Origin of the sequence: Anaeromassilibacillus sp. D41t1_190614_C2 (genome assembly GCF_015558525.1) — a bacterium.
GTDB classification, from domain to species: domain Bacteria; phylum Bacillota; class Clostridia; order Oscillospirales; family Acutalibacteraceae; genus Anaeromassilibacillus; species Anaeromassilibacillus stercoravium.
This window is the reverse complement of record NZ_JADMOD010000002.1, coordinates 151,093-177,006: the sequence shown is the minus strand read 5'-3', so window position 1 is coordinate 177,006 and position 25,914 is coordinate 151,093. Positions and strand designations below refer to the sequence as shown.

The following is a 25,914-nucleotide window of genomic DNA, read 5'->3' as shown; positions in this document are numbered from 1 at the left end:
CCCGTTGGCTTTTTTCTTGTAAATAACAGATGGATTCGCCGCTGTACTGTATGATTGCACAGGTTTTTCTCCGGTTTCTTCAAGCGCAAGCATAAAATGGACAGGAACCTCATACCTATGGGATAGAAACAGGAAAAGGAGAGAGCCTGAATGGATTATATGCTTAACCGTGAGGCGCTAGCCGCCGGCGAAGTGCTCTATGATGGGAGCCAGGAACAGCCGGTGGATCTGGACATCAGCCTGCCGGATTACTGCCCGGACATACAAAGGATCCTGAAATGTCAAGTTTATCCCCGCATCACGGGGAGGAACATCATCGGGGACCGCGTAGAGCTGGAAGGGACGTACAACGTAAAAGTCTTTTATCTGGACGCGGGAGGGACGACGTTGCGCTGCTGCGAGAACAGCAGTTCGTTCTTTGCTGCGATCACGCTCAAGCAACCGGCCGAAAGCGCACACATCTTTTCGTTCACCCGCGTGGAGTACATCAACTGCCGCGCGACCAGCCCCAGGCGGCTGGATATTCACGGCGCGTTCTCCGTGTGCGCCAAAGTGATCGCGCGTACGGACAGCGAAGTGGTGTGCGGCATTGAGGGCGATGAGATCGAGCAGAAGCGCCAGACGATGCCTTATAGCCGCTTGGCCGGATTCTGCGGGCAGCAATTCCCGTTGGAGGAAGTTCTGGAATTGCCGGCCTCCAAACCAGGGGCGGACAATATCCTGCGTGCGACCGCCTTTGCCAGTCTACAGGACAGCAAAGCCGTGGCCGGGAAGCTGATGGTGAAGGGCGAGGTTACACTGAAGATTTTGTATTCGTCCGTCCTGGATGAGAGCATGCTGGAGACCATGGAATACGCCATCCCATTTAGCCAGATGCTGGACGGAGGCGAATTTACGGACGACTGCCTCTGTGAAGTGAAACTCGATATAGCGGGACTGACCATTCAGGTGAAAAACGACTGCTCCGGCGACAAGACCTTCTTCGATGTGCAGGCGAGCCTCTATGCGGAAGCGGTGGCCTATCAGCCAGCCGAGGTTACGGTGGTGACGGACGCCTATTCCAAGGCCTATGAGCTGGAGATCGGATACCAGCAGAAGACCTTGGAGCAGGTGGTGGAACTTCTGAACGACTCGACCATCCAGAAGAGCAGCATTTCTCTGGAAGGGACCGGCATTTCCAAGGTGTTTGACATCTGGAATGAGCTTTCCTCCGTGACTGCTGCGGAACAGGACGGCCAGATCGTCTATAAAGGGAAATTTAACGTCTGCATTCTGGCGGCCAACCAGGAGAACCGCCCGTTCTATACCGAGCGCATGGTCGATTTTGAATATGCACATCCATGGGGCGCGGAAAAGCCAAAGGAGGTCAAATGCATCTCCTGGCTCAATGTGGCGGGTATCAGCTACCGCATCACAGGGGATGGCATCGAGATCAAGGCAGAGCTGCGGCTTGAAGCCCAGGTCATCACCCAGAACAGCTTGAAAATCATCTCGGAGATCCGCGCGGACGAGGACCGGCCGCGCGCAAGGGACACCTCTGCCGCGCTCAGCATCTATTACGCAGACCCAGGCGAGAGCCTGTGGGACATCGCGCGGGCGTACTGTACCTCTGTGGACGCCATCCGGCAGGAGAACAATCTCACCGGGGAGTTCGTGGAGAGCAGGGGGATGCTGCTGATCCCCATGTGACCGCCGGATTCCGTAACGGAGCACACCCACAAATTCTCTGCCTGAGGGGGAGGTAAAATGGAAGAACGCAATATTTACCATGATATTTCGGAACGCACCAACGGGGACATCTATATTGGGGTTGTCGGCCCGGTCAGAACCGGCAAGTCCACCTTTATCAAGCGTTTCATGGACACCATCGTCATCCCGAACATAGATGGGAACTACCGCCGGGACCGCGCCATCGACGAGATGCCGCAGTCGGCCGCGGGGCGCACCATCATGACCACCGAGCCGAAATTCGTGCCGGAGCAGGCGGTCACCGTCAATATCGAGGGCAACGCCAGCTTTGCCGTGCGGATGATCGACTGCGTGGGGTATATCGTGCCGAGCGCATTGGGATATGTGGAAAACGATATGCCGCGCATGGTGATGACGCCATGGTACGACGAACCGATTCCGTTCAACATGGCGGCGGAAATCGGCACCAAAAAGGTCATCACCGAGCATTCCACCATCGGTTTGGTGGTGACGACGGATGGCAGTATCAGCGATATCCCGCGCGAAGAGTACGAAGAGGCTGAGGAACGCGTGATCTCCGAACTCAAGGAGATCAATAAGCCGTTCATCGTGCTGTTAAACAGCACCTATCCGAATGCGGAGGAGACCCTATCGCTCGCCAATTCCATGCAGAAGAAATATGAGGTGCCGGTATTGCCGGTCAACTGCCTGGAGCTTGAGGAAGGGGAGATCCGCACTATCCTTTCAAAGATCCTCTTTGAATTCCCTGTGAAGGAGATCAAAGTGGATATGCCGCACTGGGTTTCTTCCCTGGAGAAGGAACACTGGCTGCGCGCGTCACTCTACACCACCATTCAGCAGGCAGCGGGGAAGATCACCAGGATTCGCGAGATTGAGAGCGTGGTCAAGGAGGTGACCACCTGCGAATACGTGGCCTTTGCAAAGACCTCCACGGTGGATTTAGGGACCGGGCATGCGCGCATCACGGTGGGATTGCAGGCGAATCTGTTCTATAAGGTGCTGGGCGAAAAGACTGGCCTGGACATCGAGGACGAGGGCGCCCTGCTCGACTGTATGATGCGCTTCGCGGAGATGAAGAAAAAATACGACAAGATCAAGGATGCCTACGACGAGGTGCAGAATACCGGCTACGGCATTGTGATGCCGGGCATCGAGGAGCTCTCTTTGGAGGAACCGGAGATTATCAAGCAAGGCGGCAAATATGGCATCCGCTTAAAGGCCGCCGCGCCGTCCATCCACATGATGAAGACGCGCATCACCACCGAGGTGACACCGATTGTCGGTTCCGAGCAGCAATCGCAGGAGTTGGTCATGTACTTACTCAAGGAGTTCCAGGAGAATCCAGGGAAGATTTGGGAATCGAATATCTTTGGCAAGAGCCTGCACGAGCTGGTCAATGAGGGCCTGCACAACAAGCTCTACCGGATGCCGGTGGATGCGCGCGACAAAGTGCGGGAGACCATCGAGCGGATCATCAATGAAGGCTGCAATGGGCTGATCTGTATTATTCTTTAAAAATGCCGCGCAGACTGAACCGGGGACCGCCGCAGAAGGTAAGAAAGCGTACGCTGCTCCGCCTTCTGCGGCGGTTATCTTTTTCAGGAAGTGGGGGAAAGCTTCCCTGGAAAGAGGGAATTACTCGAATTTTCCATTTAACGACTGAATTTTTACGGGCAATTTTGCACTTTCACGCAAAAAATCTTGAAAAAGGACGACATATTCGATATAATGGTGCATATGGCTATAAATTTATCGCTTTATATAGGAAGTAGGGAAGTATCATGTTTACGATTGTGGAAAAGCGCAGACTGAACGACTCCATGACGTTGATGGCGGTAGACGCACCGTTTATCGCGAAGAAGGCGCAGGCGGGCCAGTTCATCATTTTGCGCGTAAACGAGTATGGAGAGCGGATTCCGCTGACCATTGCAGACTATGACCGCGAAAAAGGCACGGTCACCATTATCTATCAAAAGGTCGGCAAGACCACTTTGCTGCTGGATACGCTGGAAGTAGGCGACGCGCTTCTCGATTTTATCGGGCCTTTGGGAAAAGCCTCCGAGCTGGAAGGCCATAAGAAAGTGGCGGTCGTGGGCGGCGGCGCAGGCTGTGCCATTGCCTATCCCCAGGCAAAAGCCTTGCATAACATGGGCGTCCAGGTGGATGTCATTGCGGGCTTCCGCAACAAAGACCTCATCATTTTGGAGGACGAGATGCGCGAAGTGTCCGACCACCTCTACCTGATGACGGACGACGGTTCCAACGGCCATAAAGGGTTTGTAACCGCCGCTCTGGAAGAGAACATTAAAAACGGCGCAGGGTATGATTTTGTGGTCGCCATTGGCCCACTGCCGATGATGCGTGCTGTGTGCAACCTGACAAAGGAACACAACATCGAGACCATGATCAGCATGAACCCGATCATGATCGACGGCACCGGCATGTGCGGCGGCTGCCGTTTGACCGTGGGCGGAGAAACCAAGTTTGCCTGTGTGGACGGGCCGGACTTCAATGGCCATGAGGTCGATTTCGACGAGGCCATGAAGCGCCTGCGTACATACAGCGAACAGGAAAAAGAAGCAACACGCGAATTCAATTGCCGTTTGATGGAGGGTGCAGAACATGCCTAATATGACGCCAAAAAAGACGCCGATGCCGGAACAGGCACCGGATGTTCGGAATAAAAATTTTGAAGAGGTTGCGCTGGGATATACCGATGAGATGGCCATGGAAGAAGCGCAGCGCTGCCTCAATTGCAAACATAAACCCTGTGTAAACGGTTGCCCCGTAGGGGTGCCGATCCCGGAATTTATCTCGCATGTGGCCAAAGGGGAGATGGAAGAAGCCTACCAGACTATTAAGACGATGAATTCCCTGCCCGCCATCTGCGGCCGCGTTTGCCCGCAGGAAACGCAGTGCGAGCACAACTGTGTGCGCGGCATCAAGGGCGAACCGGTGGGCATTGGCCGGCTGGAGCGCTATGTCGCGGACTGGCATATGAAGCACGGCGAGGAGAAAGTGGAAAAGGTCCCTTCAAACGGGCACAAAGTTGCGGTCATCGGCGCTGGCCCGGCTGGTCTGACCTGTGCGGGCGACTTGAGCGCGAAGGGCTATCAAGTGACCATTTTTGAAGCGCTGCACACCGCGGGCGGCGTGTTGATGTATGGCATCCCGCAGTTCCGTCTGCCCAAGGAGATCGTCCAGAAGGAGATTTCCGGCCTGGAGGAGCGCGGTGTAGAGATCATGACCGACATGGTGATGGGAAAGGTCCTCTCCGTAGACGAGCTCTTTGAGATGGGTTATGAAGCGGTCTTTATCGGCACGGGCGCTGGCCTGCCGAACTTTATGAATATCCCCGGGGAGAGCTTGGTGGGGACGTATTCCGCCAACGAATTCCTCACCCGTGTAAACCTGATGAAGGCATATAAGCCCGAGTACGACACCCCGATCATCCGTCCGAAGAATGTGGCGGTCGTCGGCGGCGGCAACGTGGCGATGGACGCCGCGCGCACGGCAAAACGCCTAGGAGCGGAGAATGTGTACATTGTGTACCGCCGCGCTGAGGAACAGATGCCTGCGAGAAACGAAGAGATCCACCACGCGAAAGAAGAGGGCATTATTTTCCGCCTGCTGTGCAACCCGGTAGCGATTCACGGAGACGACGACGGCAAAGTGCGCGCCATCGAGTGCATTGAGATGGAGCTCGGTGAGCCGGATGCCTCTGGACGCCGCAGACCTGTTCCGAAGGAGGGCTCGAACTTCGAGCTTCCCGTGGACTGTGTCATTATGGCCATCGGCAACAGCCCGAACCCCTTGATCCGTTCCACGACCGAGGGGTTGGAGGCCAATCAGAAGGGCTGCATCATTGTGGACGAGGCGACTATGGCGACAACCCGCGAGGGCGTTTATGCAGCGGGCGACGCGGTGAGCGGCGCAGCGACGGTTATTTTGGCGATGGGCGGTGGAAAAGAAGCAGCTGCCTCCATAGACAAATACATCCAGAATAAAGCAAAATAATTCCGGTTTCTATAGAAATCGGGATCGGTTGCGCCGGTTCGGAGAACCTTCCGAACCGGCGTTTTTGGCGTGACGGAAAATCTCCATTGTGCAGATGGAGCATTCCCATTGTTTCCTATGGCTACGATGGCGCAACGGGAACACGTTCTTTTTTGCCCCACGTGTGCATATAGTGTACAGGCAATCAAAAACAGGGGGATGGAAGAATGAACGGATTCGATTATGAGGAAGAATATCAAAGAGACACGCAGGATGCGAGGCAAATACCTTCCGAACCGGGACTTTACGATTCCTTGGAAGGGCTGTCGCACAAGAAAGCAAAGCGCGCCAGTTCCTGGCTTTTAACCGTCATACAGGTGACCGTATGCGGAGTGGTGATTGTAGCTGCGTTGGCGCTCAAGGTGTTTGGCGGGGATCTCTACACCAATATACGGGATTGGTATGTCAAACAGATCAATAATTCCATTGTTGCGGAAGAACAGGCCGATTCATTTAAAACCAAGGTGTTGGAGCTATTTCCGAGGGCTTCTTCCGCCCCGGAATCGTCGGAGCCGGAGAGCAGTGCCTCCGGAACGGAGAGCTCATGACGTTTTCCATCGGAACCTGCCGCGTGACAGTGGGATTCCTCTTTGTGGCAATGCTGGCCTTTTTCTTATTGCTGGACACCGATGGGATGGCCGGGCCGGGCATTGCGGCCGCAGCTTTGCATGAATGCGGCCATTTAGCGGTGCTTTTTGCGGTTGGCGAACCTCCCAAGGCCATCCGGTTGAATCCCTTTGGCGTGGAAATTGTACGGAGAGGGGAACCACGCGGCTATCTGCGGGAGGCAGCAGTGGACCTGGCCGGGCCCTGTGTCAACCTGCTTGTGGGAGGAACCTGCATGTTGCTCCTTGGGACTGGCGCAAAAAAGTTTGCCATCGCCAATCTCATGATCGGGGCGATGAACCTTCTGCCAATCGATCCACTCGACGGCGGCCAGGCCCTGCACGCATTGCTTTGCCTGCGCCTACGGGAGGAGACGGCGGCGCGTGTGGGAACAGCGGTCTCCGTTTTGGCATTGCTGCCGTTGGCCATCGCAGGATTCCTGCTTTTACTGCGTTCCAGGTACAATTTTTCGCTTTTGCTGGTTGGATGCTATTTGATGCTGCTGCTCCTGCTCAAGCGTCGCCGGTTCGGGAGTGAAAGAGCGTTTCCCAGAGAAAAAACGTTTCCATGTAGGTGAAGAGAAAAATGTCTCGTAACGCTTGGATTCGTTCCATATAAGTGGTCCACTTTCAAGCGGTCGATCCCATTTCTCACGCCGCCCGACTCCACAATACGGGGGAGGGCGGCATTTTTGCGTAAAGCAAGAAATTCCTTAACCTCAGCTCTGTGGCTTTACACGGAAGAATCTGATAAAAATAATACAGAGGTTCACAAATGAATTGAGCAATTCACACATTGACAATCAAATTGATGTGATTATAATTGATATGTCAATTATTGATATATCAATTATTGTGGCGAGGTGAAGGGAATGGAAAACACGTTTTATATGCTGCTGCATCGTGCGTTTCATGCCCAGCGGGGATATCTGCGGTCCTTTCTGGGGGAATCCGGGTTGGGAACAGGCCAACCGAAGCTCCTGGTCCATCTGGAACGGCAGGGGCCATGCAGCCAGCGGGAACTGGCGGAATATTTTGAAATTGACCCTGCCGCTGTGTCACGGATGCTGTGTGCACTGGAGAAAAGCGGGTTTGTAACACGGAAGGCCCACCCAGAGAGCCGGCGCAAGGATTTGGTGGAGCTCACCGAACAGGGACACGCCATGGCGAAAATTTGGCGGGGAAATTATCAGAAGATGGAAGAGATCATGCTCAAGGGGTTTTCCGACCAGGAGCGGGCGCAATTTGCCGATTACCTCATTCGAGCGTATCATAACTTCCGGGAGAGAGAGGAGGAACCGCTATGCAAGATATGAAGCGGTTGCTGAAGTATTTAGGGCCTTATCGGAAGGACATGCTCATCGGCGCGCTGCTGATCTTTGTGGAGACCTGTTTTGAACTGTTTATCCCGGTGCTGATTGCCGACCTCATCGACGTCGGTGTCGCAAATGGAGATATTCCCTACATCTTTTCAAAGGGGATACAGATGGGGATTTGCGCGATCTTGGCATTGATAACCGGATTGCTATATGCCCGTTTTGCTGCCCGTGCCGCATATGGTTGGGGTGCGCAGATCCGCGCGGCACAGTATGAACAGGTGCAGAAATATTCCTTTGCAAATTTGGACCATTTTGATACCTCGTCCCTTGTGACCCGCATGACCACGGACGTCACCGTTCTACAAAATGCGATCAACGGCGGATTCCGTCCGCTGTTCCGCGGCCCATCCATGTTGATTATGGGCGTGGCCCTGTCCTTTTGGATGAGCCCACGGCTGGCGCTGATCTTTGTGGTGTGTACGCCGGTTCTGGGGATTATCCTGTTTTTTATCCTACGAAAGGTAGGACCGATGTATGGCCGCCTGCAAAAGGTGGTCGACCGGCTGAACAACGTCGTACAGGAGGGTTTGACAGCCATCCGCGCAGTCAAAGCGTTTGTTCGCGGGGAATATGAGGAGGAAAAATTCCGGGATGTCAACCAGGATCTGATGGATTCCAGCCAGACGACCTTTCACTATGCGGTTTTAAACCTGCCAGCATTCCAATTTGTTATGTATGCTGCCATTGTCCTCATCATGTGGTTCGGCGGCAATATGATCTTGCATTCCACTTTACAGGTGGGCGATCTCACCGGGTTCCTGAGTTATGTGATGCAGGTTATGAACTCTTTGATGATGATTGCCAATGTGTTTCTGCTGCTTACGCGCTCCTTGGCCAGCGCGCACCGTATCAGCGAAGTGTTGGATGAACCGGTTCTGCTGACCTCCCCGGAGAACGCCAGAAAAGAGATTCTGGACGGGCGCATCGATTTTGAGAATGTCTCGTTCAAATACCATGAGGACGCGCAGGAATACGCGCTCTCCGGCGTCACATTGCATATTCAGGCCGGCCAAACGATCGGAATTCTGGGAGGGACAGGCTCTTCTAAGACGACCTTGGTGCAGCTTATCCCGCGGCTTTATGATGCGACGGAGGGGTCCGTCAAGGTGGGCGGCCATGATGTGCGGGAATACGATCTCCAGTCCCTGCGGGATGCCGTGGGGATGATCTTACAGAAGAATGTCCTATTCTCCGGCACCGTGCGGGAGAACTTGCAGTGGGGCAACCCGGAAGCCGACGACGAAACCTTATGGGCCGCCTGCCGGACGGCGTGTGCCGATGAATTTTTGGAGCGCATGCCCAGGGGGTTGGATACCGACCTCGGACAGGGGGCAAACAACATCTCCGGCGGACAGAAACAGCGCCTTTGCATTGCCCGAACCCTCTTAAAACGCCCTAAGGTGATGATCTTTGATGATTCCACCAGTGCGGTCGATACGGCGACAGAGGGAAAGATCCGCACCGCATTGGCGGGACTCTCTGATGTAACCAAAATTATCATCGCTCAGAGGATCACCTCAGTCATGCACACAGACCAGATTGTCATTCTGGACGACGGCAAGATACACGCTATCGGCACGCATAAAGAGCTGTTGGCGAGCGATCCAATTTACCAGGAGATTTACCGGTCTCAGATGAAAGGAGGGGATGAATATGGCAGCACGGCAGCTCAATGCTAAAAAGCCTCAAGATTTGCGCTATACCCTGCGCATGCTGCTGTCCTACATGGGGCGTCACAAATTCATCCTGCTGCTGGTGGCGATTCTGGTGACCATCAGCGCCGTGGCCAATCTGCTGGGGACGTATATGATCCGGCCGGTGGTCAACAATCTGGCATCCGGGAATGTAAGGGATTTGCTCATGGGCGTGCTGCTCACGGCCGCGATCTATGGAGTGGGGGCATTGTCCGCGTACGGCTATACACAGGCCATGGTAAAAGCGGCCCAGCAGGTGCTCTACGATATTCGCCGGGACCTGTTCGCCCATTTGCAGACATTGCCCCTCAAGTTCTTTGATACCCAGCGGCACGGCGACGTGATGAGCTATTTTACCAACGACGTCGATGCGATTTCCGACGCCCTGAACAACAGCTTTGCAATGGCGATACAGAGCTTCATTCAGATGGTGGGCACGCTGGTCATCCTGTTCATCCTCAATTGGCAGCTTTCGATGATCGTGGTTGTGTGCTATGCCGTGATGTTCTGGTACATCCAGTTCAGCGGCAAACGCAGCAAAACGTACTACACACGCCAGCAGGAAAGCTTAGGGGATTTGGATGGCTACATTGAAGAGATGGTAAACGGACAAAAAGTCATCAAGGTATTCAACCATGAGGACGCCAATCTAAAGGGCTTTCAGGAAAAAAATGAAGCTCTGCGTAAGGCAGGGACCGGGGCACAGAGCTATGCAGCGACAATGGTTCCCGCCGTCGTCAGCATATCCTATATCAATTATGCGATCGTAGCGGTTCTGGGCGGAATTATGGCGCTGCAGGGAATGACCGACGTCGGCAGCCTGGCCAGCTACTTGGTATTTGTCCGGCAGGCTGCGCTGCCGATTAACCAGTTTACCCAGCAGAGCAATTTCTTGTTGGCTGCTCTGGCAGGCGCAGAACGGGTCTTTGATGCCATGCACTTAAAACCGGAGGTCGACGAGGGAAAGGTCGATCTGGTCAATGTGGAAGAAAAGGATGGGACATGGATTCCATGCCAAAAAAAGACCGGCCATTGGGCTTGGCGCAAAGAAGATGGCGCATTGGTTCCTCTGCGGGGCGACGTCCGTTTTCAGAATGTGGATTTTGCGTATGAATCCAATCATCCGATCCTTAAAAATATCACCCTCTATGCAAAGCCGGGGCAAAAGATTGCCTTTGTAGGGTCGACTGGCGCAGGGAAGACCACCATTACCAACCTGATTAACCGCTTCTATGATGTGCAGGGCGGCAGCGTCACCTATGACGGGATCGATGTCAAGGACATCAAAAAAGACGCCCTCCGGCGCTCCTTGGGGATCGTCCTCCAAGATACCCACCTGTTTACCGGCACCATTGCGGACAATATCCGCTTCGGCAAGCTGGATGCAACCGACGAAGAAATCAAAAAAGCGGCCCGCATCGCCAATGCAGATTCCTTTATTCGAAGGCTTCCACAGGGATACCAGACAATGGTGACGGCGGACGGCGCCAACCTCTCCCAAGGGCAGCGCCAGCTCTTGGCCATCGCCCGGGCTGCTGTGGCCGATCCACCTGTTTTGATTCTCGACGAGGCGACGTCGTCCATCGACACACGCACGGAATCCTTGATTGAGAAGGGGATGGACCAACTGATGGAGGGGCGTACCGTCTTTGTCATTGCCCACCGCCTGAGTACGGTGCGCAATGCGAATGCCATTATGGTCCTGGAGCACGGCGAGATTGTGGAGCGCGGTGACCACAAAGACCTGCTTGCACAGAAGGGAAGATATTATCAGCTCTACAATGGCATGTTTGAATTGAGCTGAGACGCGAGTTATGTTATAAAGGCTCTTGTGATGTGACAAAAAGACCAGGCTGAATTCCAGCCTGGTCTTTTACAATGTAAATGCATTTTTATAACCATTAGAAAGTGCCGTGCTACAACGCATACGATTACACGCTACTTTCATAGGTTCGAATAATTTGTTCCGCAATGTTTCGGCGCTTGACGCAAGCGTCCATGGCGGCTTTTTCGATGTGCCGGTGTGCCTCCGCCTCACTCATCTTCAAATGCTCCATCAGCAGGAGCTTTGCGCGGTTAACTAGCCGGATCTCCTCCATCTTGCTTTGCAGGGAAGTGGCCTTTTCTTCCAGGGCCCGGAGCCTTTGCCGGGTTGCAAAAAGCAGCTTTACAGACTGGTATACGACTTGGCGGTTGACCGGCTTGGGCAACGTCAAAATGCCGTAATCCTCCACCTTTTGGCTGATCGGATCTTGCAGGTCCGCGCGGACAAATAGGAGAATACCCGGCCCCTGTGTTTCTGCGGCATCAATGGCAAACTGGATGCCGAAATCGTCGGATAGAGGGGTGTTGATAATCAGGATATCGAAAGGCCTGTCCACCAACATCCGCTTGGCTTCGCCAACGGTAGGCGCAGATCGAATCGGGGAAAAGTTGCTTGCTGGCAACAAGTCCTTGAAAAGCGCACCTGTCTTTTGCCCAGAGGATACCACCAGGACACTACACGGCCTTTTTGGTTGCATCATGTGGATTCACTCCTCTCTTAGACAGTCCTAGGAATAAATTGCAGATTATAAGATTTCTGGAATAAATTCCCGAATGAGCTCGCTTTGATGGGCCAACAAAAGAGCCTCCTCCAAAGTGGCAGGAAGAGTCTCTAGGGGGTCCGTGACCGAACGGTCCGCTGTAAAAAGATTGACGTCCAAAGGCGCGCACAACGGCATTTGCTTCCGGATACCGTCCAACCCCGCGTAGATCAGCAGGGCATAGGCGAGGTATGGATTGGCCGTCGGATCAGGAGAACGCAGTTCAAACCGCTTGTATTCCCCCCTCGCAGCAGGGATGCGGATAAGCTGGGAGCGGTTTTCCGAGGACCACGTCAAATATCGCGGCGCTTTCTGTTCTCCCAAGCGAAGATAGGATTCTTGGGTGGGGTTCAAAAAGGCGGTGATCTCACGGATGTGGCTGAGAATCCCTGCGATAAAGGCATCCGTGTCCTTTTGCCCGCCAGGGCTTTTGATCGAGATATTGATATGTAGGCCGTTCCCGCACTGCCCACTTAAAGGCTTAGGGGAGAAGCAGGCATAAAGCCCGTTCTGCATGGCGATGTTCTGGGCGACGGATTTAAATGTCACAGCGTTATCCGCGGCAGAGAGGGCATCGCTGTATCGGAAGTCGATCTCGTTCTGTCCCGGCCCCTCTTCGTGGTGGGAGCCCTCCGGCCGGATCCCCATATCGCTCAATGTCAAGCAGATGTCGCGGCGGACGTTTTCCCCCCGGTCCTCTGGGGCGATATCCATATATCCGGCGTGGTCAAATGGCGTCTTTGTGGGGAATCCATTTTCGTCGGTTTGGAACAGATAAAATTCGAATTCCGCCCCAAAGTAACAGGCAACATCCATCTTTTTAGCCCGTGCAATGGCCTTTTTCAGAAGGAACCGGCTGTCCCGTTGGAAGGGGGTGCCATCGGGATTTTGAATCTCACAAAACATCCGCACAACCCGGCCTTGCGTGGGGCGCCAAGGCAATACAGAAAGCGTAGAAGGGTCGGGGAAAAGGAATAGGTCGGATTTGGTTTCGTCGCCAAAGCCTTGGATCGCGGAAGCGTCAAAGGAAATCCCATATTCAAAAGCCCGTCCGAGTTCGGTAGGCATAATGGCAATATTTTTTTGATTTCCGGCTAAATCGCAGAAGGCCAGGCGGATAAATTTTACATCTTCTTCCTGACAATAAGTCATCACTTCATCGTAGCGATACACAACGATTCACTCCTTTTGGCGGCGTTACGCCGGGATATGATGGGGTGCTTTGGCCGGGTTTATCCCTTTAACAGGCGAAAAAGCGGCCTTAAAGAAAAACGTCCATAGATATCCCAAAATGAGGAAATCATCCTCCTTCGATACTATGAACGCCATTGCCCATATTGAATGTTTATATTCACAATTTATTAATAATCATAGTATGAACAACTAGATTTGTCAACGAAAAATCTGAACCCGGACGAAGAAAAAATTTGTACAGTTTTCCGGAGCTTTCCTAGGCAATATGAAATTTTATAATAACTTCCTTCATAAAACTGTTTCAAGCTTTGAGAAATCAAAATAAAAAATAGTTAAAACCTAGGGAAATCCACATCATACGAGAAATCCACTTTTTGGGAAATTTTTAGAAAATGAAATTTACATTGATTGTAATTGCAAAAAATTTAAAAAAGGGCTTGACAAAGGATTGATTTGCTCGTATACTGCTGTACAGACAAGCAAGCGGCGATGACGTCGCAGGCAAAGACGCTCGGCCCGTGAAAAGGCTGGGTTATAAAAGAAGCTTTGTTCCTCTGTAAATGGAAGACAGATGGAGGAAAACTTTTTCGATTTTGTTCCGAAAAACGGCAAAGGCGTCGTAGAAAGAATGTTTCTACGACGCCTTTGCCGTTTTATTTATTTTCTATGAAAAGGGGTATTGTTATGAACACAATCACAAGCGTTTTTGGAACGAACGTTTTCAGCGATTCTGTTATGAGGGAACGTTTGCCCAACGAGACGTATAAGCAGCTGCAGCGCACCATTAAGCAGGGGAAACATCTGGACAATACAGTTGCCAATGTGGTTGCGAATGCGATGAAGGACTGGGCGATTGAAAAAGGGGCAACCCACTTTACCCATTGGTTCCAGCCGATGACGGGAATCACCGCAGAAAAGCATGACAGTTTTATCACCCCAATCGAAGATGGGCGCGTCATTTTGGAATTTTCCGGCAAGGAGCTGATCCAAGGTGAGCCGGACGCCTCCTCGTTCCCATCCGGCGGCCTGCGTGCAACCTTTGAAGCGAGGGGCTACACCGCTTGGGACCCCACTTCCTATGCATTTATCAAGGGGAAGACGCTTTGTATTCCTACGGCGTTCTGCTCCTACGGAGGGGAAGCCTTGGATAAAAAGACGCCTTTGCTCCGCTCCATGGAGGCCATCAGCAAACAGGCGGTGCGGGTGTTGAAGCTCTTCGGTGACGGCGATGTGACCTCGGTCAAAACGACGGTCGGGCCGGAACAGGAGTACTTCCTGGTTGAGCGGGAAATGTTTGATAAACGGCCGGATTTGATTTATACCGGAAGAACGCTCTTTGGGGCGAAGCCGCCAAAGGGACAGGAACTGGACGACCACTATTTTGGCACCATCAAAACCAGGGTGGCTGAGTTTATGGAAGACCTGAACGAAGAGCTTTGGAAGCTCGGTGTTCTGGCCAAGACCGAGCACAACGAGGTTGCGCCCGCGCAGCACGAGTTGGCGCCGATCTTCACCACGACCAATATCGCTACGGACCACAACCAGTTGACCATGGAACTGATGCAGCGGATTGCCAAACGGCACAACCTTGTCTGCCTGCTCCATGAAAAGCCTTTTGCAGGGGTCAATGGCTCCGGAAAGCACAACAACTGGTCGATCTCCACCAACACTGGAAAGAACCTGCTCGATCCGGGGGATACGCCGCATGAAAACGCGCAGTTCCTGTTGTTCCTATGTGCGGTCATCAAGGCGGTGGACGATTATCAAGACTTGCTCCGCATTTCGGTGGCCTCCGCAGGAAACGACCACCGCTTGGGCGCCAATGAAGCGCCGCCGGCAATTGTATCCATGTTCCTTGGAACGGAATTGACCGAGATTCTCGATTCCATCGAAAAGGATGAACAATATGGCACGAAAGAAAAAGAACTTTGGAAGGTGGGCGTACATATCCTGCCGCGCTTCCCAAAAGATGCGACGGACCGGAACCGCACCTCCCCGTTCGCCTTCACTGGCAACAAATTTGAGTTCCGTATGCTCGGTTCCAGCGACTCCATTTCCGGGGCCAACATTGTGCTTAATACTGCGGTTGCAGAAAGCCTGCGGCAGTTTGCCGATGTTTTGGAACAGAGCGAGGATTTCAACGAAACATTACACGATTTGATCCGCGACACCATCAAGGCGCATAAGCGCATCATCTTTAACGGCAACGGCTACGACGACCAGTGGATCGCCGAGGCGGAAAGACGCGGCCTGCTGAACCTAAAGACGACGCCGGATTGCCTGCCATACTTCGTCAAAGAAAAGAACATCCAGCTCTTTAAAACGCACAAGGTGTTCACCGAAACGGAGATTCGGGCGCGGTATGAGATTTTGCTGGAGAACTACAGCAAAATTCTCAACATTGAAGCGGTGACCATGCTCGACATGGCCAATAAGGATTTGCTTCCCGCGTACTCGGCTTATACAAAGCAGCTGAGCGAGACGGTTGTAGCGAAAAAGGCAGCGGTACCGGATGCAGATTGCAGTTATGAAGAAGAACGGATCCGGATGATCTCCGGTCTGTGTGGCAGCATGTACCAGAGGGCCAAGGATCTGGAAGAGGTTCTGATGAAGCTGACGCATATGGAATGTGACGAGCTGGCAAAGGCGCAATATTACCGCACGGAGGTCTTTGGTGCGATGAACGAACTGCGCATTGTGGCGGACGAGATCGAAGGCGTGATGGACCGGAAATTCTATCCGTACCCGAATTATGGCGATCTGCTCTTTGGCGTTCGTTGACCATATCAGTGGATGATGCGGGAAAGCGAACCTACGCAGAATGGGGTCGGAAGGTGCTTTTTACAATATAAGGGACCCGCACAGAGGAAGAAACAAAGCTGTTTTGTGGATTTGTACAAAGCGGCTGAAAGAGAAACACAACGTTACAATTGGGCGGCTATTCAATAGACGGTCCCGCGGTAAGCGTAGATTGCTCCAAAGGTTCTTCGGAGAAATCTGCGCTTACGCATCAAATAAGGAGGAAATGGATATGTGTTCCATTATGGGGTATTGCGGTAAGAGTATGCCGCTGGAAACGTTTCAGAAAGGGTTTGATAGGACCATCTCAAGGGGGCCGGATGACGCCCGTATTATCCATATAGGCAACGGATTGTTTGGGTTCCATCGCTTGGCGATTATGGGCCTCCAGCCGGAAGGGATGCAGCCCTTTTCCTTGGACGGGGATTACCTGATCTGCAATGGGGAAATCTATGGCTTCCGGCCGGTAAAAGAACAGTTAAAACAAAAGGGATATCGGTTTTACAGCGAGTCAGACTGCGAGATTCTGCTACCCCTTTACCGGGAATACGGGGTGGATATGTTCCGCATGTTGGATGCAGAGTTTGCCCTGGTGCTGTATGACCACAGGCGCGATAAATTTATTGCGGCGCGCGACCCCATCGGCATCCGGCCACTTTTCTATGGAAAAGATGAAAACGGGGATATGCTCTTTGCGAGCGAGGCGAAAAACCTGGTGGGCCTCTGCAAAAAGATCATTCCGTTCCCGCCGGGGCATTATTACGACGGGGAAAATTTTGTCTGTTACCGCGATATGACAACGGTGGAGACAGTCTGCGAGGACGATTTGGAAACTGTCTGCCGGAAGATCCGCGAGAAATTGGTTGCTGGGATCGAAAAGCGGCTGGATTCCGACGTGCCGCTGGGTTTCCTACTCAGCGGCGGATTGGATTCCTCTTTGGTCTGTTCTGTGGCGGCAAAACTTCTGAAGAAGCCCATCGAGACCTTTGCGATCGGCATGGACACGGACGCGATTGACCTCAAGTACGCGAGGGAGGTCGCCGAGTATATCGGTTCCCATCACCATGAAGTGATCATCACCAAAGAGGATGTTTTGGAGGCCCTTCCAAAGGTTGTGGCCCTTCTGGGGACCTACGACATCACCACCATACGCGCGAGTATCGGTATGTACTTGGTGTGCAAGTATGTGCATGAAAAGACCGACATCCGCGTACTGCTGACCGGCGAGATTTCCGACGAGCTGTTCGGCTATAAATATACGGATTTTGCTCCGGACGCCCAAGCGTTCCAAAAGGAATCGGAAAAGCGTGTCCGGGAACTCTATATGTACGACGTGCTGCGCGCGGACCGCTGTATTTCCGTCAATTCCCTGGAAGCGCGGGTCCCGTTTGGGGATCTGGCCTTTGTGGAGTATGTGATGAGCGTCGATCCGGCGAAGAAGCTGAACACATATGGAAAGGGAAAATATCTGCTGCGCCATGCCTTTGAGGGGGACTATTTGCCCCACGATATTTTGATGAGGGAAAAGGCGGCCTTCTCGGACGCAGTGGGTCATTCCATGGTGGACGATTTGAAGGCATATGCTGAGGAACAATACAGCGACGAAGAATTTGAAGCCGGCTGCAAAAAATACGCCTTTGCCACACCGTTTACAAAGGAATCCCTGCTATATCGGGATTTGTTTGAACAGTATTACCCAGGACAGGCAGAGATGATTTCGGACTTCTGGATGCCGAACAAAGACTGGGAAGGATGCGACGTCCAGGACCCGTCCGCGCGGGTCTTGGCCAACTATGGAGACAGCGGCAAATAAACGGAACGGGGGTTTCACCATGGAACAACGACAAAACGGCCTATATCAGGAATCGTTCGAGCACGATGCATGCGGCATCGGCGCCGTTATCAATATCAAGGGGAAGAAAAGCCACAAGGTGGTTGACGATGCGTTAAAGATTGTAGAAAAGCTGGAACACCGCGCAGGCAAGGACGCCACCGGAAAAGTTGGCGACGGCGTGGGAATCATGCTGCAAATTTCCCATCCCTTCTTTGAAAAGATTGCCCGGGAAAAGGGCGTCTCCATCGGTGGCGAGCGGGAATACGGCGTGGGGATGTTCTTCTTTCCCCAGAACAAACTCCTGCGCACGCAGGCGCAAAAGATGCTGGAGGTCATTGTAAAGAAAGAGGGGCTGCTTTTTGGATTCTGGCGGAAGGTCCCAGTCCACCCCGAAATCTTGGGCCAGAAAGCGCTCGACTGTATGCCGGAGATTTATCAATGCTTCATCAAGAAGCCGAAGGAGATCCCCAGCGGCATTGCCTTTGACCGGAAATTGTATGTGGTCCGGCGCACCTTTGAGCAGAGCGGCAACGACACCTATGTCGCGTCCCTATCCAGCCGGACGATTGTCTACAAAGGGATGTTCCTCGTGAATCAGCTGCGGGAGTTCTATTCGGATTTGCAGGACGAGGATTACGTTTCCGCCATGGCGCTGGTGCACTCCCGTTTCTCCACCAATACGAACCCAAGCTGGGAACGCGCTCATCCGAACCGCTTCCTGCTCCACAACGGCGAGATCAACACGATCCGCGGCAATGTAGACCGCATGCTTGCCCGGGAGGAGACGATGTTCTCACCCGATCTTCAGGCGGATATGGATAAGATCCTCCCTGTGGTGGACGACAATGGTTCCGACTCGGCAATCCTGGACAACACCATCGAATTCCTCGTGATGAGCGGGATGGAACTTCCAAAGGCGATGATGATTACGATCCCAGAACCTTGGGAGAGCGATGACAACATCAGCCGGGAAAAGAAAGACTTCTACCGCTATTACGCCACCATGATGGAGCCCTGGGACGGCCCTGCTGCGGTTTTGTTCTCCGACGGCGACCTTGTGGGTGCAACGCTGGACCGCAACGGCCTGCGTCCCTCCCGTTACTATGTATTGGAGGACGACACCGTGATCCTCGCCTCCGAGGTGGGGGTGCTGGATATCCCGCCGGAAAAAATTGTGCAGAAATCCCGCTTGGAGCCGGGCAAGATGCTGGTGGTCGACATGGTGCGCGGCGCGATCATCTCGGACGAAGAGCTCAAAAGCACGTATGCACACCAACAGCCCTATGGCGAATGGCTGGATAAGAACGTCGTGGAGCTCTCGGAGCTCAAGGTGCCCAACCACAAGGTGGAGACACACCCGCAGGAACTGCGGGATAAGCTGTACAAGGCGTTTGGTTACACATATGAAGATCTGAAGACGGCCATTCTTCCAATGGCGCGCGACGGGAACGAACAGACCGCCTCCATGGGTATCGATATTCCCATCGCGGTGCTGTCCGACAAGCACCAGCCCCTGTTCAATTATTTTAAGCAGAGCTTTGCCCAGGTGACGAACCCGCCGATCGACGCCATCCGGGAAAAAGTCGTCACCAATACGACCGTATATGCTGGGTCGGACGGGAACCTCCTCCAGGAGAAGGCGGAGAACTGCATGGTGCTGCAGATCAACAACCCGATTTTAACGAGCGTGGATATGCTCAAGATCAAAAGCCTCAACCGGCGGGGGCTCAAGACCGACACGGTCTCCCTGCTATATTATAAAAACACACCGGTCAAACGGGCGCTGGACCGGCTGTTCGTCCAGGTGGACAAAGCTTATAAGAACGGCGCCAATATCATCGTCCTGTCGGACCGCGGGGTGGATGAAAACCACGTAGCGATCCCCTCGCTCTTGGCGGTGTCCGCAATCGAGCAGTATTTGATCCGGACCAAGAAGCGCACGGCGATCTCCATTATCCTGGAAAGCGGGGAACCCCGCGACGTGCACCACTTCGCAACCCTGTTAGGGTATGGCGCGATTGCGATCAACCCCTATCTTGCCCATGAAGCCATTGCAGAACTGATCGAAAACAACATGCTCGATAAGGATCTGTATGTGGCCATTGAGGATTACGACAAAGCGATCTTGAGCGGCGTGGTCAAAATTGCATCCAAGATGGGCATTTCGACGCTGCAATCGTATCAATCCGCTCAGATTTTTGAGGCCATCGGCATCAAAAAGTCGGTGATCGATGCCTATTTTACCAATACCGTCAGCCGGGTGGAGGGCATCGGCCTGGAGGAGATCGACCAGGACATCCATGTGCGGCATTCCCATGCGTTTGATCCCCTGGGGCTGGGCGTGGACACAACGCTGGATTCCTCCGGCAGTTACAATCTGCGGAGCGGAAAGGACAAAGACGACCATCTCTATTCCCCGCAGGTCATTGTCGCCTTACAGCAGGCTACGAGGTCGGGGAGTTATGAAAAATTTAAAGAATATACCGCTATGGTGGACGACGAGACAAGGCCCCACACGCTTCGCGGCCTGATCGACTTTGTGTTCGATCCGGACGGCGGAATTCCTCTGGAAGAAGTGGAACCAGTGGACAGCATCGTCAAGCGGTTTAAAACCGGCGCCATGTCATACGGCTCCATCTCGGAGGAAGCGCATAAATGCATGGCGCTCGCTATGAACCAGATCGGCGGCAAATCCAATTCCGGCGAGGGCGGCGAGCTTCCGGAGCGGCTTTCCTCCGAGTATTGCAGCGCGATCAAACAGGTGGCTTCCGGGCGCTTTGGCGTGACCAGCGAATACCTGGTCTCCGCGAAAGAGATCCAGATCAAAATGGCGCAGGGGGCGAAGCCGGGTGAGGGCGGACACCTACCTGGCAGAAAGGTCTATCCGTGGATTGCAAAGACCCGCTATTCCACGCCGGGCGTCTCCCTGATTTCGCCGCCCCCACACCACGACATCTATTCTATTGAGGACTTAGCGCAGCTCATCTATGACCTGAAAAATGCCAACCACAACGCGGATATTTCCGTCAAGCTGGTGTCGGAGGCCGGCGTCGGGACCATTGCGGCGGGCGTGGCCAAGGCGGGCGCAAGCGTCGTGTTGATTTCCGGTTACGACGGCGGCACCGGCGCGGCCCCCCGCAACTCCATCCACAACGCCGGCATGCCTTGGGAGTTGGGGCTGTCCGAGGTGCATCAGACGCTGATGAAAAACGGCCTGCGTTCCCATGTGCGGATTGAAACAGACGGCAAGCTCATGAGCGGCCGGGATGTGGCCATTGCCTGCATGCTGGGCGCGGAGGAATTCGGTTTTGCCACAGCGCCCCTGGTCACCATGGGGTGCATGATGATGCGCGTATGCAATTTGGATACCTGTCCGTTTGGAATCGCCACCCAAAACCCGGAGCTGCGCAAGCGCTTTTCCGGGAAGCCCGAGTATATCGTCAACTTTATGCGGTTTATCGCAGAAGAGGTACGGGAGATCATGGCGCGGCTGGGCATCCGCACGATCGACGAATTGGTGGGACGGACAGACCTGCTGAAAAAGCGTGAGAATTCCGCAGCGCCCCGCGGGAAGCTGGTGGACCTCACCAAGATTCTGAACCATCCATACCAGGGGACTTGCCATTACCGCAAGGAAGATGCCTATGCGTTTGCGTTGGAAAAGACGGTGGATGAACGGGTCATCCTTCCAAAACTTCATCAGAACTTGATGAACGGGAAACCGGGGCAGGTGGAATTGCAGGTTTCCAGCACGGACCGGACGGTCGGCACGCGGTTTGGCTCGGAAGTGACGCAGCGGTTTGGCCATTCGCTTCCAGAGGATACCTACCAGATCCTCTGCCACGGAGGCGGAGGCCAGTCCTTTGGCGCATTCCTTCCCAAAGGCGTTACAATCCGGCTTTCCGGCGACAGCAACGACTATTTCGGAAAGGGCCTGTCTGGAGGGAAATTGGTGGTATTCCCGCCGAAAGGAAGCCGTTTTACAGCGGAAGAGAATGTCATCATCGGCAACGTGGCGCTCTATGGAGCCACAAGCGGCAAAGCCTTTATCAACGGAATTGCCGGTGAGCGCTTCTGCGTGCGCAATTCGGGCGCACTCGCTGTGGTGGAAGGCGTAGGGGACCACGGCTGTGAATATATGACCGGCGGTGTTGCGGTCGTTCTGGGGAGGACGGGCAAAAACTTTGCCGCTGGTATGAGCGGCGGCATCGCCTATGTGCTCGACCGGGAACACGATCTATATCGAAAGGTCAACAAGGAACTTGTAACCATCGAAAACCTGACGGAAAAGCATGATATCGAAGAGCTGAAGGCGATCCTTTCGGAACATTTTGAGAACACCGGTTCTGCCCTGGCAAAAGAGATCCTTGCGGACTTCGAGGCCTTTGTGCCGCTGTTCAAAAAGATCATGCCCAACGATTACCAGAAAATGCTCAAAACAATTTCTTCCATGGAGAAAAAAGGAATGAGCCGGGAAGAAGCAGAGATCGAAGCGTTTTATCAGAATACACGGAGATAGGAGAAGCGATATGGGGAAAGCAACAGGTTTTTTAGAGTATCAAAGAGATGAAACACCGGAGAGAAGTCCCCTGGAACGCATCCGCGATTTTGATGAGTTTCACGGCGCCCTCTCCGAGGAAGAGCGCAGAAAGCAGGGGGCGCGCTGCATGAATTGCGGCGTCCCATTCTGCCAATCCGGTATGATGCTGCACGGCATGGCGACCGGATGCCCGCTGCACAATCTGATCCCAGAATGGAACGATGAGGTTTACCACGGCAATACCTGGCATGCGCTGTCCCGTCTGTTAAAGACCAACAATTTCCCGGAATTTACGGGCCGGGTATGCCCGGCGCTCTGCGAGGTGGCGTGTCTGTGCGGCGTAAACGACCGGCCGGTGACCATCAAAGAGAACGAACGCTCCATCATTGAAAAAGGATTTGCGGACGGCTATATGCAGCCCTGTATCCCGGAGATCCGTACAGATAAACAGGTGGCGATTGTTGGTTCGGGGCCCTCAGGTCTGGCCTGTGCCGACATGCTCAATAAGCGGGGCCACCATGTGACGGTATATGAGAAGAACGACCGGATCGGTGGGCTTCTGATGTATGGGATTCCCAATATGAAGCTGGACAAGGCGGTCATCGATCGCCGTGTGGAGCTGATGAAAGAAGAGGGCGTGCGGTTTATCACCCACACAAACGTGGGCGTCGACCTCCTTCCCAAAGCTCTGTTGGAGCAGTACGATGCGGTTGTGCTCTGCTGCGGCGCGGAGCAACCCCGCGACATCCAAGCGTTGGGAAGGGAAGAGGCGAAGGGTGTTTACTTTGCCGTCGATTTTCTGACACGGAACACCAAGAGCCTTCTCGATTCCCACTTTGCAGATGGGCAGTATGTGAACGCCAAGGACAAACATGTGGTCGTTGTCGGCGGCGGCGATACGGGCAACGACTGCGTTGGCACCGTCCTGCGCCATGGCTGCAAGTCGGTGGTGCAGCTGGAGATGATGCCCAAAGCCCCGGACGAGCGCAGTGCCGACAACCCATGGCCCGAGTATCCTAAAACTTGCAAGACCGATTACGGCCAGCAGGAGGCGATCGCTGTATTTGGAAAGGACCCCCGGCGGTACTGTACCACGGTCAACCGTGTGATCACCAACGAAGAGGGAAATGTGACGGCCATCGAAATCGTCCGCCTGGCCTTTGATGAAAACCGCAAATACAGCCCAGTCCCTGGCAGTGAAGAGGTCATCGACTGCGACTTGCTCATCATCGCCGCAGGGTTTACCGGATGCAAGACATATATCGCCGACGCTTTCCAATTGGAGCTTTCTCCCCGGAATACGGTCAAGACGGAGGCGGGGAAATATGCGTCCAATGTCCCCGGCGTGTTTGCTGCCGGAGACATGCACCGTGGGCAATCCCTGGTTGTCTGGGCCATTGCAGAGGGCAGGGAATGTGCCAAAGAGGTAGACGCTTATTTGGAAGGATACTCCAATATGTAAGAGACTCATCGCAAAGGTTACACACATGGCGCCGTCCAAGGAATGAAGAGAGATTCTATTGGATGGACCAGTAAACATAAAAATAGATGCGCTGCATCTGGAAAGCGAAGTGGTTCTGGAATTTTCCATTGCCACTTCGCTTCTGCGTTTCTGTGCCAATTGACTAATGGGACTGGAACGGGAACGGTACGATACGAAACGGAACAAAAATGGCTCTTTTTCTGAATCGATTCCTATGTTATAATAATAGCCTTACAACACAAATGGAAATTTCTGATTTTCCCACAACTATCCTCAGAAACTATGTTGGGGCTTTTTGTAGGAATGTGATCGTTTGAAAGGAAAAAGAAATCTATGTACCGATTAATCAAACAGGTGGGCAAAGCCCGCCGCGGGGAATTTGTTACACCGCATGGGATCATCCAAATGCCTGCCTTTATGAATGTGGCGACCGCCGGTGCGATCAAAGGGGCGGTGTCCGCACTCGATTTAAAAGAGTTGAAATGCCAGGTACAGCTTTGCAATACCTATCATTTGCATCTGCGCCCTGGCGATGAGACGGTGAAAAAGCTCGGCGGCCTGCACGCATTTACCCGCTGGCAGGGGCCAATTTTGACGGACAGCGGCGGTTTCCAGGTGTTTTCATTGGCAAAGCTGCGCAATATTAAGGAAGAGGGCGTAACCTTTGCCTCCCATATCGACGGGCACCGGATCTTCATGGGGCCGGAGGAAAGCATGCGGATTCAATCCAACCTGGGTTCTACCATCGCCATGGCCTTTGACGAGTGCATGGAAAACCCGGCGGAATACAACTATGCCCGCGCTTCCTGTCAACGGACTGTTCGTTGGCTATACCGCTGCAAGGAAGAACACGACCGGCTCAATGCCCTGCCGGATACAGTCAACCCCAAGCAGATGCTCTGGGGGATCAACCAGGGCAGCACATACGAAGACCTGCGCATAGAAAACATGCGCGAGATCCGGAAGCTGGACCTAGACGGATATGCCATCGGCGGATTGGCGGTGGGAGAACCGGCGGAGGAGATGTACCGTATCATCGAGGCTGTCGAACCGGAGATGCCAGCGGATAAGCCCCGCTACTTGATGGGTGTGGGGACGCCGGTCAACATTCTGGAGGCGGTCAAGCGCGGTGTGGATATCTTTGACTGCGTGATGCCAAGCCGCAACGCACGCCACGGCCATGCCTTTACTTGGGAGGGATGCCGCAACCTGATGAACGCCAAATACGAGCTGGACACGCTTCCCCTGGACCCGACGTGCGACTGCCCGGCCTGCCGCAACTTCTCCCGCGCTTATATCCATCATCTCTTTAAGAGCGGGGAAATGTTGGCGATGCGCCTTTGCGTGATGCACAATATTTATTTTTACAACACGCTCTTAGAGCGTATCCGTACAGCGCTCGACAACGATCAATTTGATGCGTTTTACGAGGAAAACGTTGCAAAGCTCGGAAAACGGATTTAAAACGGAAATTCCTTTGGGAAAGCGATTAAAACGCTTGCATGCCTTCCCATTTATTGCTATAATGAGTAGCACGAGTGCCCGCCAAAACCGTTCGAATGCACGATGGTTGTGAGTGGATGGGCTTATCATTATGGAGGTGCAGTATCGTATAATGGAAAACTTTATGGTTCTAGCAAACACCACAGAGGCAAGTTCTGGCGGCAGCATGTGGACAATCCTGATCTTCTATGCAGTCATCATTGTGGGCTTTTATCTGCTGCTGATCCGCCCTTCTTCCAAGAAGAAAAAGAAGGAAGAAGCCATGCGCAAAAACGCGCAGATCGGCGATGAAATTACGACCATCGGTGGAATTGTGGGCCGCATCATCAGCATTAAGGAAGACACGGATACCGTTATCATCGAGACGGGCACGGACCGTGCAAAGCTGCGTGTGAAGCGTTGGGCGATCGGCAGCGTGGATACGGAGCATGAAGAGCCTGCAGAGAAGGAAGAAAAGAAAGAAAAAACTGGAAAGTTCAAGTTTAAGAAATAAGCACGGTGGACGAATACCGAACGCGTTCCCCGCATATCT

General features: G+C 53.4%; 17 protein-coding genes. 15 read left to right on the top strand and 2 right to left on the bottom strand.

The window, feature by feature from the left end; all coding sequences use genetic code 11:
- Positions 1–150 precede the first annotated feature (150 nt).
- From I2G69_RS03950 to I2G69_RS03910, 9 genes are all read left to right on the top strand, one after another.
- Positions 151–1,689, top strand: a complete 1,539-nt coding sequence (locus I2G69_RS03950; protein WP_195560250.1) for a DUF3794 and LysM peptidoglycan-binding domain-containing protein — start codon at positions 151–153, stop codon at positions 1,687–1,689.
- Positions 1,690–1,746: 57 nt separating this feature from the next.
- Positions 1,747–3,225, top strand: a complete 1,479-nt coding sequence (spoIVA, locus tag I2G69_RS03945) for a stage IV sporulation protein A (RefSeq protein WP_087231981.1) — start codon at positions 1,747–1,749, stop codon at positions 3,223–3,225.
- Between the two features lie 266 nt (positions 3,226–3,491).
- Entirely contained in the window at positions 3,492–4,340 is an 849-nt protein-coding gene (locus tag I2G69_RS03940; protein WP_087231984.1) for a sulfide/dihydroorotate dehydrogenase-like FAD/NAD-binding protein, read from the top strand.
- A complete protein-coding gene (gene gltA / locus I2G69_RS03935; RefSeq protein WP_087231987.1) occupies positions 4,333–5,727 on the top strand; it encodes an NADPH-dependent glutamate synthase in 1,395 nt (464 codons plus the stop codon). The genes I2G69_RS03940 and gltA overlap by 8 nt, the downstream gene beginning before the upstream one ends.
- A gap of 206 nt (positions 5,728–5,933) precedes the next feature.
- Entirely contained in the window at positions 5,934–6,314 is a 381-nt protein-coding gene (locus I2G69_RS03930; protein WP_191362544.1) for a hypothetical protein, read from the top strand.
- Positions 6,311–6,949, top strand: a complete 639-nt coding sequence (locus tag I2G69_RS03925; RefSeq protein ID WP_191362543.1) for a site-2 protease family protein — start codon at positions 6,311–6,313, stop codon at positions 6,947–6,949. Before I2G69_RS03930 ends, I2G69_RS03925 begins: the two co-directional genes overlap by 4 nt.
- Positions 6,950–7,243: 294 nt before the next feature.
- Complete coding sequence (locus I2G69_RS03920) at positions 7,244–7,687, top strand: MarR family winged helix-turn-helix transcriptional regulator (RefSeq protein WP_191362542.1); 444 nt, start codon at positions 7,244–7,246, stop codon at positions 7,685–7,687.
- Positions 7,675–9,429 (top strand): ABC transporter ATP-binding protein, encoded by a 1,755-nt coding sequence (locus I2G69_RS03915; RefSeq protein WP_191448442.1) that lies wholly within the window; start codon positions 7,675–7,677, stop codon positions 9,427–9,429. The genes I2G69_RS03920 and I2G69_RS03915 overlap by 13 nt, the downstream gene beginning before the upstream one ends.
- Positions 9,404–11,248: an ABC transporter ATP-binding protein gene (locus I2G69_RS03910; RefSeq protein WP_195560249.1), complete on the top strand. Its 1,845-nt coding sequence runs from the start codon at positions 9,404–9,406 to the stop codon at positions 11,246–11,248. The genes I2G69_RS03915 and I2G69_RS03910 overlap by 26 nt, the downstream gene beginning before the upstream one ends.
- A 127-nt stretch (positions 11,249–11,375) precedes the next feature.
- On the opposite strand, the gene I2G69_RS03905 is transcribed toward I2G69_RS03910, so the two are convergent.
- Positions 11,376–11,969 (bottom strand): ANTAR domain-containing response regulator, encoded by a 594-nt coding sequence (locus I2G69_RS03905; RefSeq protein WP_087232005.1) that lies wholly within the window; start codon positions 11,967–11,969, stop codon positions 11,376–11,378.
- 45 nt (positions 11,970–12,014) lie between these two features.
- A complete protein-coding gene (locus I2G69_RS03900; protein ID WP_442858882.1) occupies positions 12,015–13,202 on the bottom strand; it encodes a glutamine synthetase family protein in 1,188 nt (395 codons plus the stop codon).
- 705 nt (positions 13,203–13,907) lie between these two features.
- On the opposite strand from I2G69_RS03900, the gene I2G69_RS03895 reads away from it, so the two are divergent.
- The 6 genes from I2G69_RS03895 (at position 13,908) to yajC (ending at position 25,875) form a co-directional block, all read left to right on the top strand.
- Entirely contained in the window at positions 13,908–16,004 is a 2,097-nt protein-coding gene (locus tag I2G69_RS03895) for a glutamine synthetase III family protein (RefSeq protein ID WP_191405393.1), read from the top strand.
- A 250-nt stretch (positions 16,005–16,254) separates the two neighbouring features.
- Positions 16,255–17,835 (top strand): asparagine synthase B, encoded by a 1,581-nt coding sequence (gene asnB, locus I2G69_RS03890; RefSeq protein WP_191362557.1) that lies wholly within the window; start codon positions 16,255–16,257, stop codon positions 17,833–17,835.
- 19 nt (positions 17,836–17,854) lie between these two features.
- Positions 17,855–22,375, top strand: coding sequence for a glutamate synthase large subunit (gene gltB, locus I2G69_RS03885; RefSeq protein ID WP_195560248.1), 4,521 nt, complete (start codon positions 17,855–17,857; stop codon positions 22,373–22,375).
- 10 nt (positions 22,376–22,385) lie between these two features.
- On the top strand, positions 22,386–23,858 hold the full coding sequence (locus I2G69_RS03880) for a glutamate synthase subunit beta (RefSeq protein WP_195560247.1): 1,473 nt from the start codon (positions 22,386–22,388) through the stop codon (positions 23,856–23,858).
- A 354-nt stretch (positions 23,859–24,212) separates the two neighbouring features.
- Positions 24,213–25,343 (top strand): tRNA guanosine(34) transglycosylase Tgt, encoded by a 1,131-nt coding sequence (tgt, locus tag I2G69_RS03875; RefSeq protein ID WP_195560246.1) that lies wholly within the window; start codon positions 24,213–24,215, stop codon positions 25,341–25,343.
- 151 nt (positions 25,344–25,494) lie between these two features.
- On the top strand, positions 25,495–25,875 hold the full coding sequence (gene yajC / locus I2G69_RS03870; RefSeq protein ID WP_087232023.1) for a preprotein translocase subunit YajC: 381 nt from the start codon (positions 25,495–25,497) through the stop codon (positions 25,873–25,875).
- Positions 25,876–25,914: the final 39 nt, after the last annotated feature.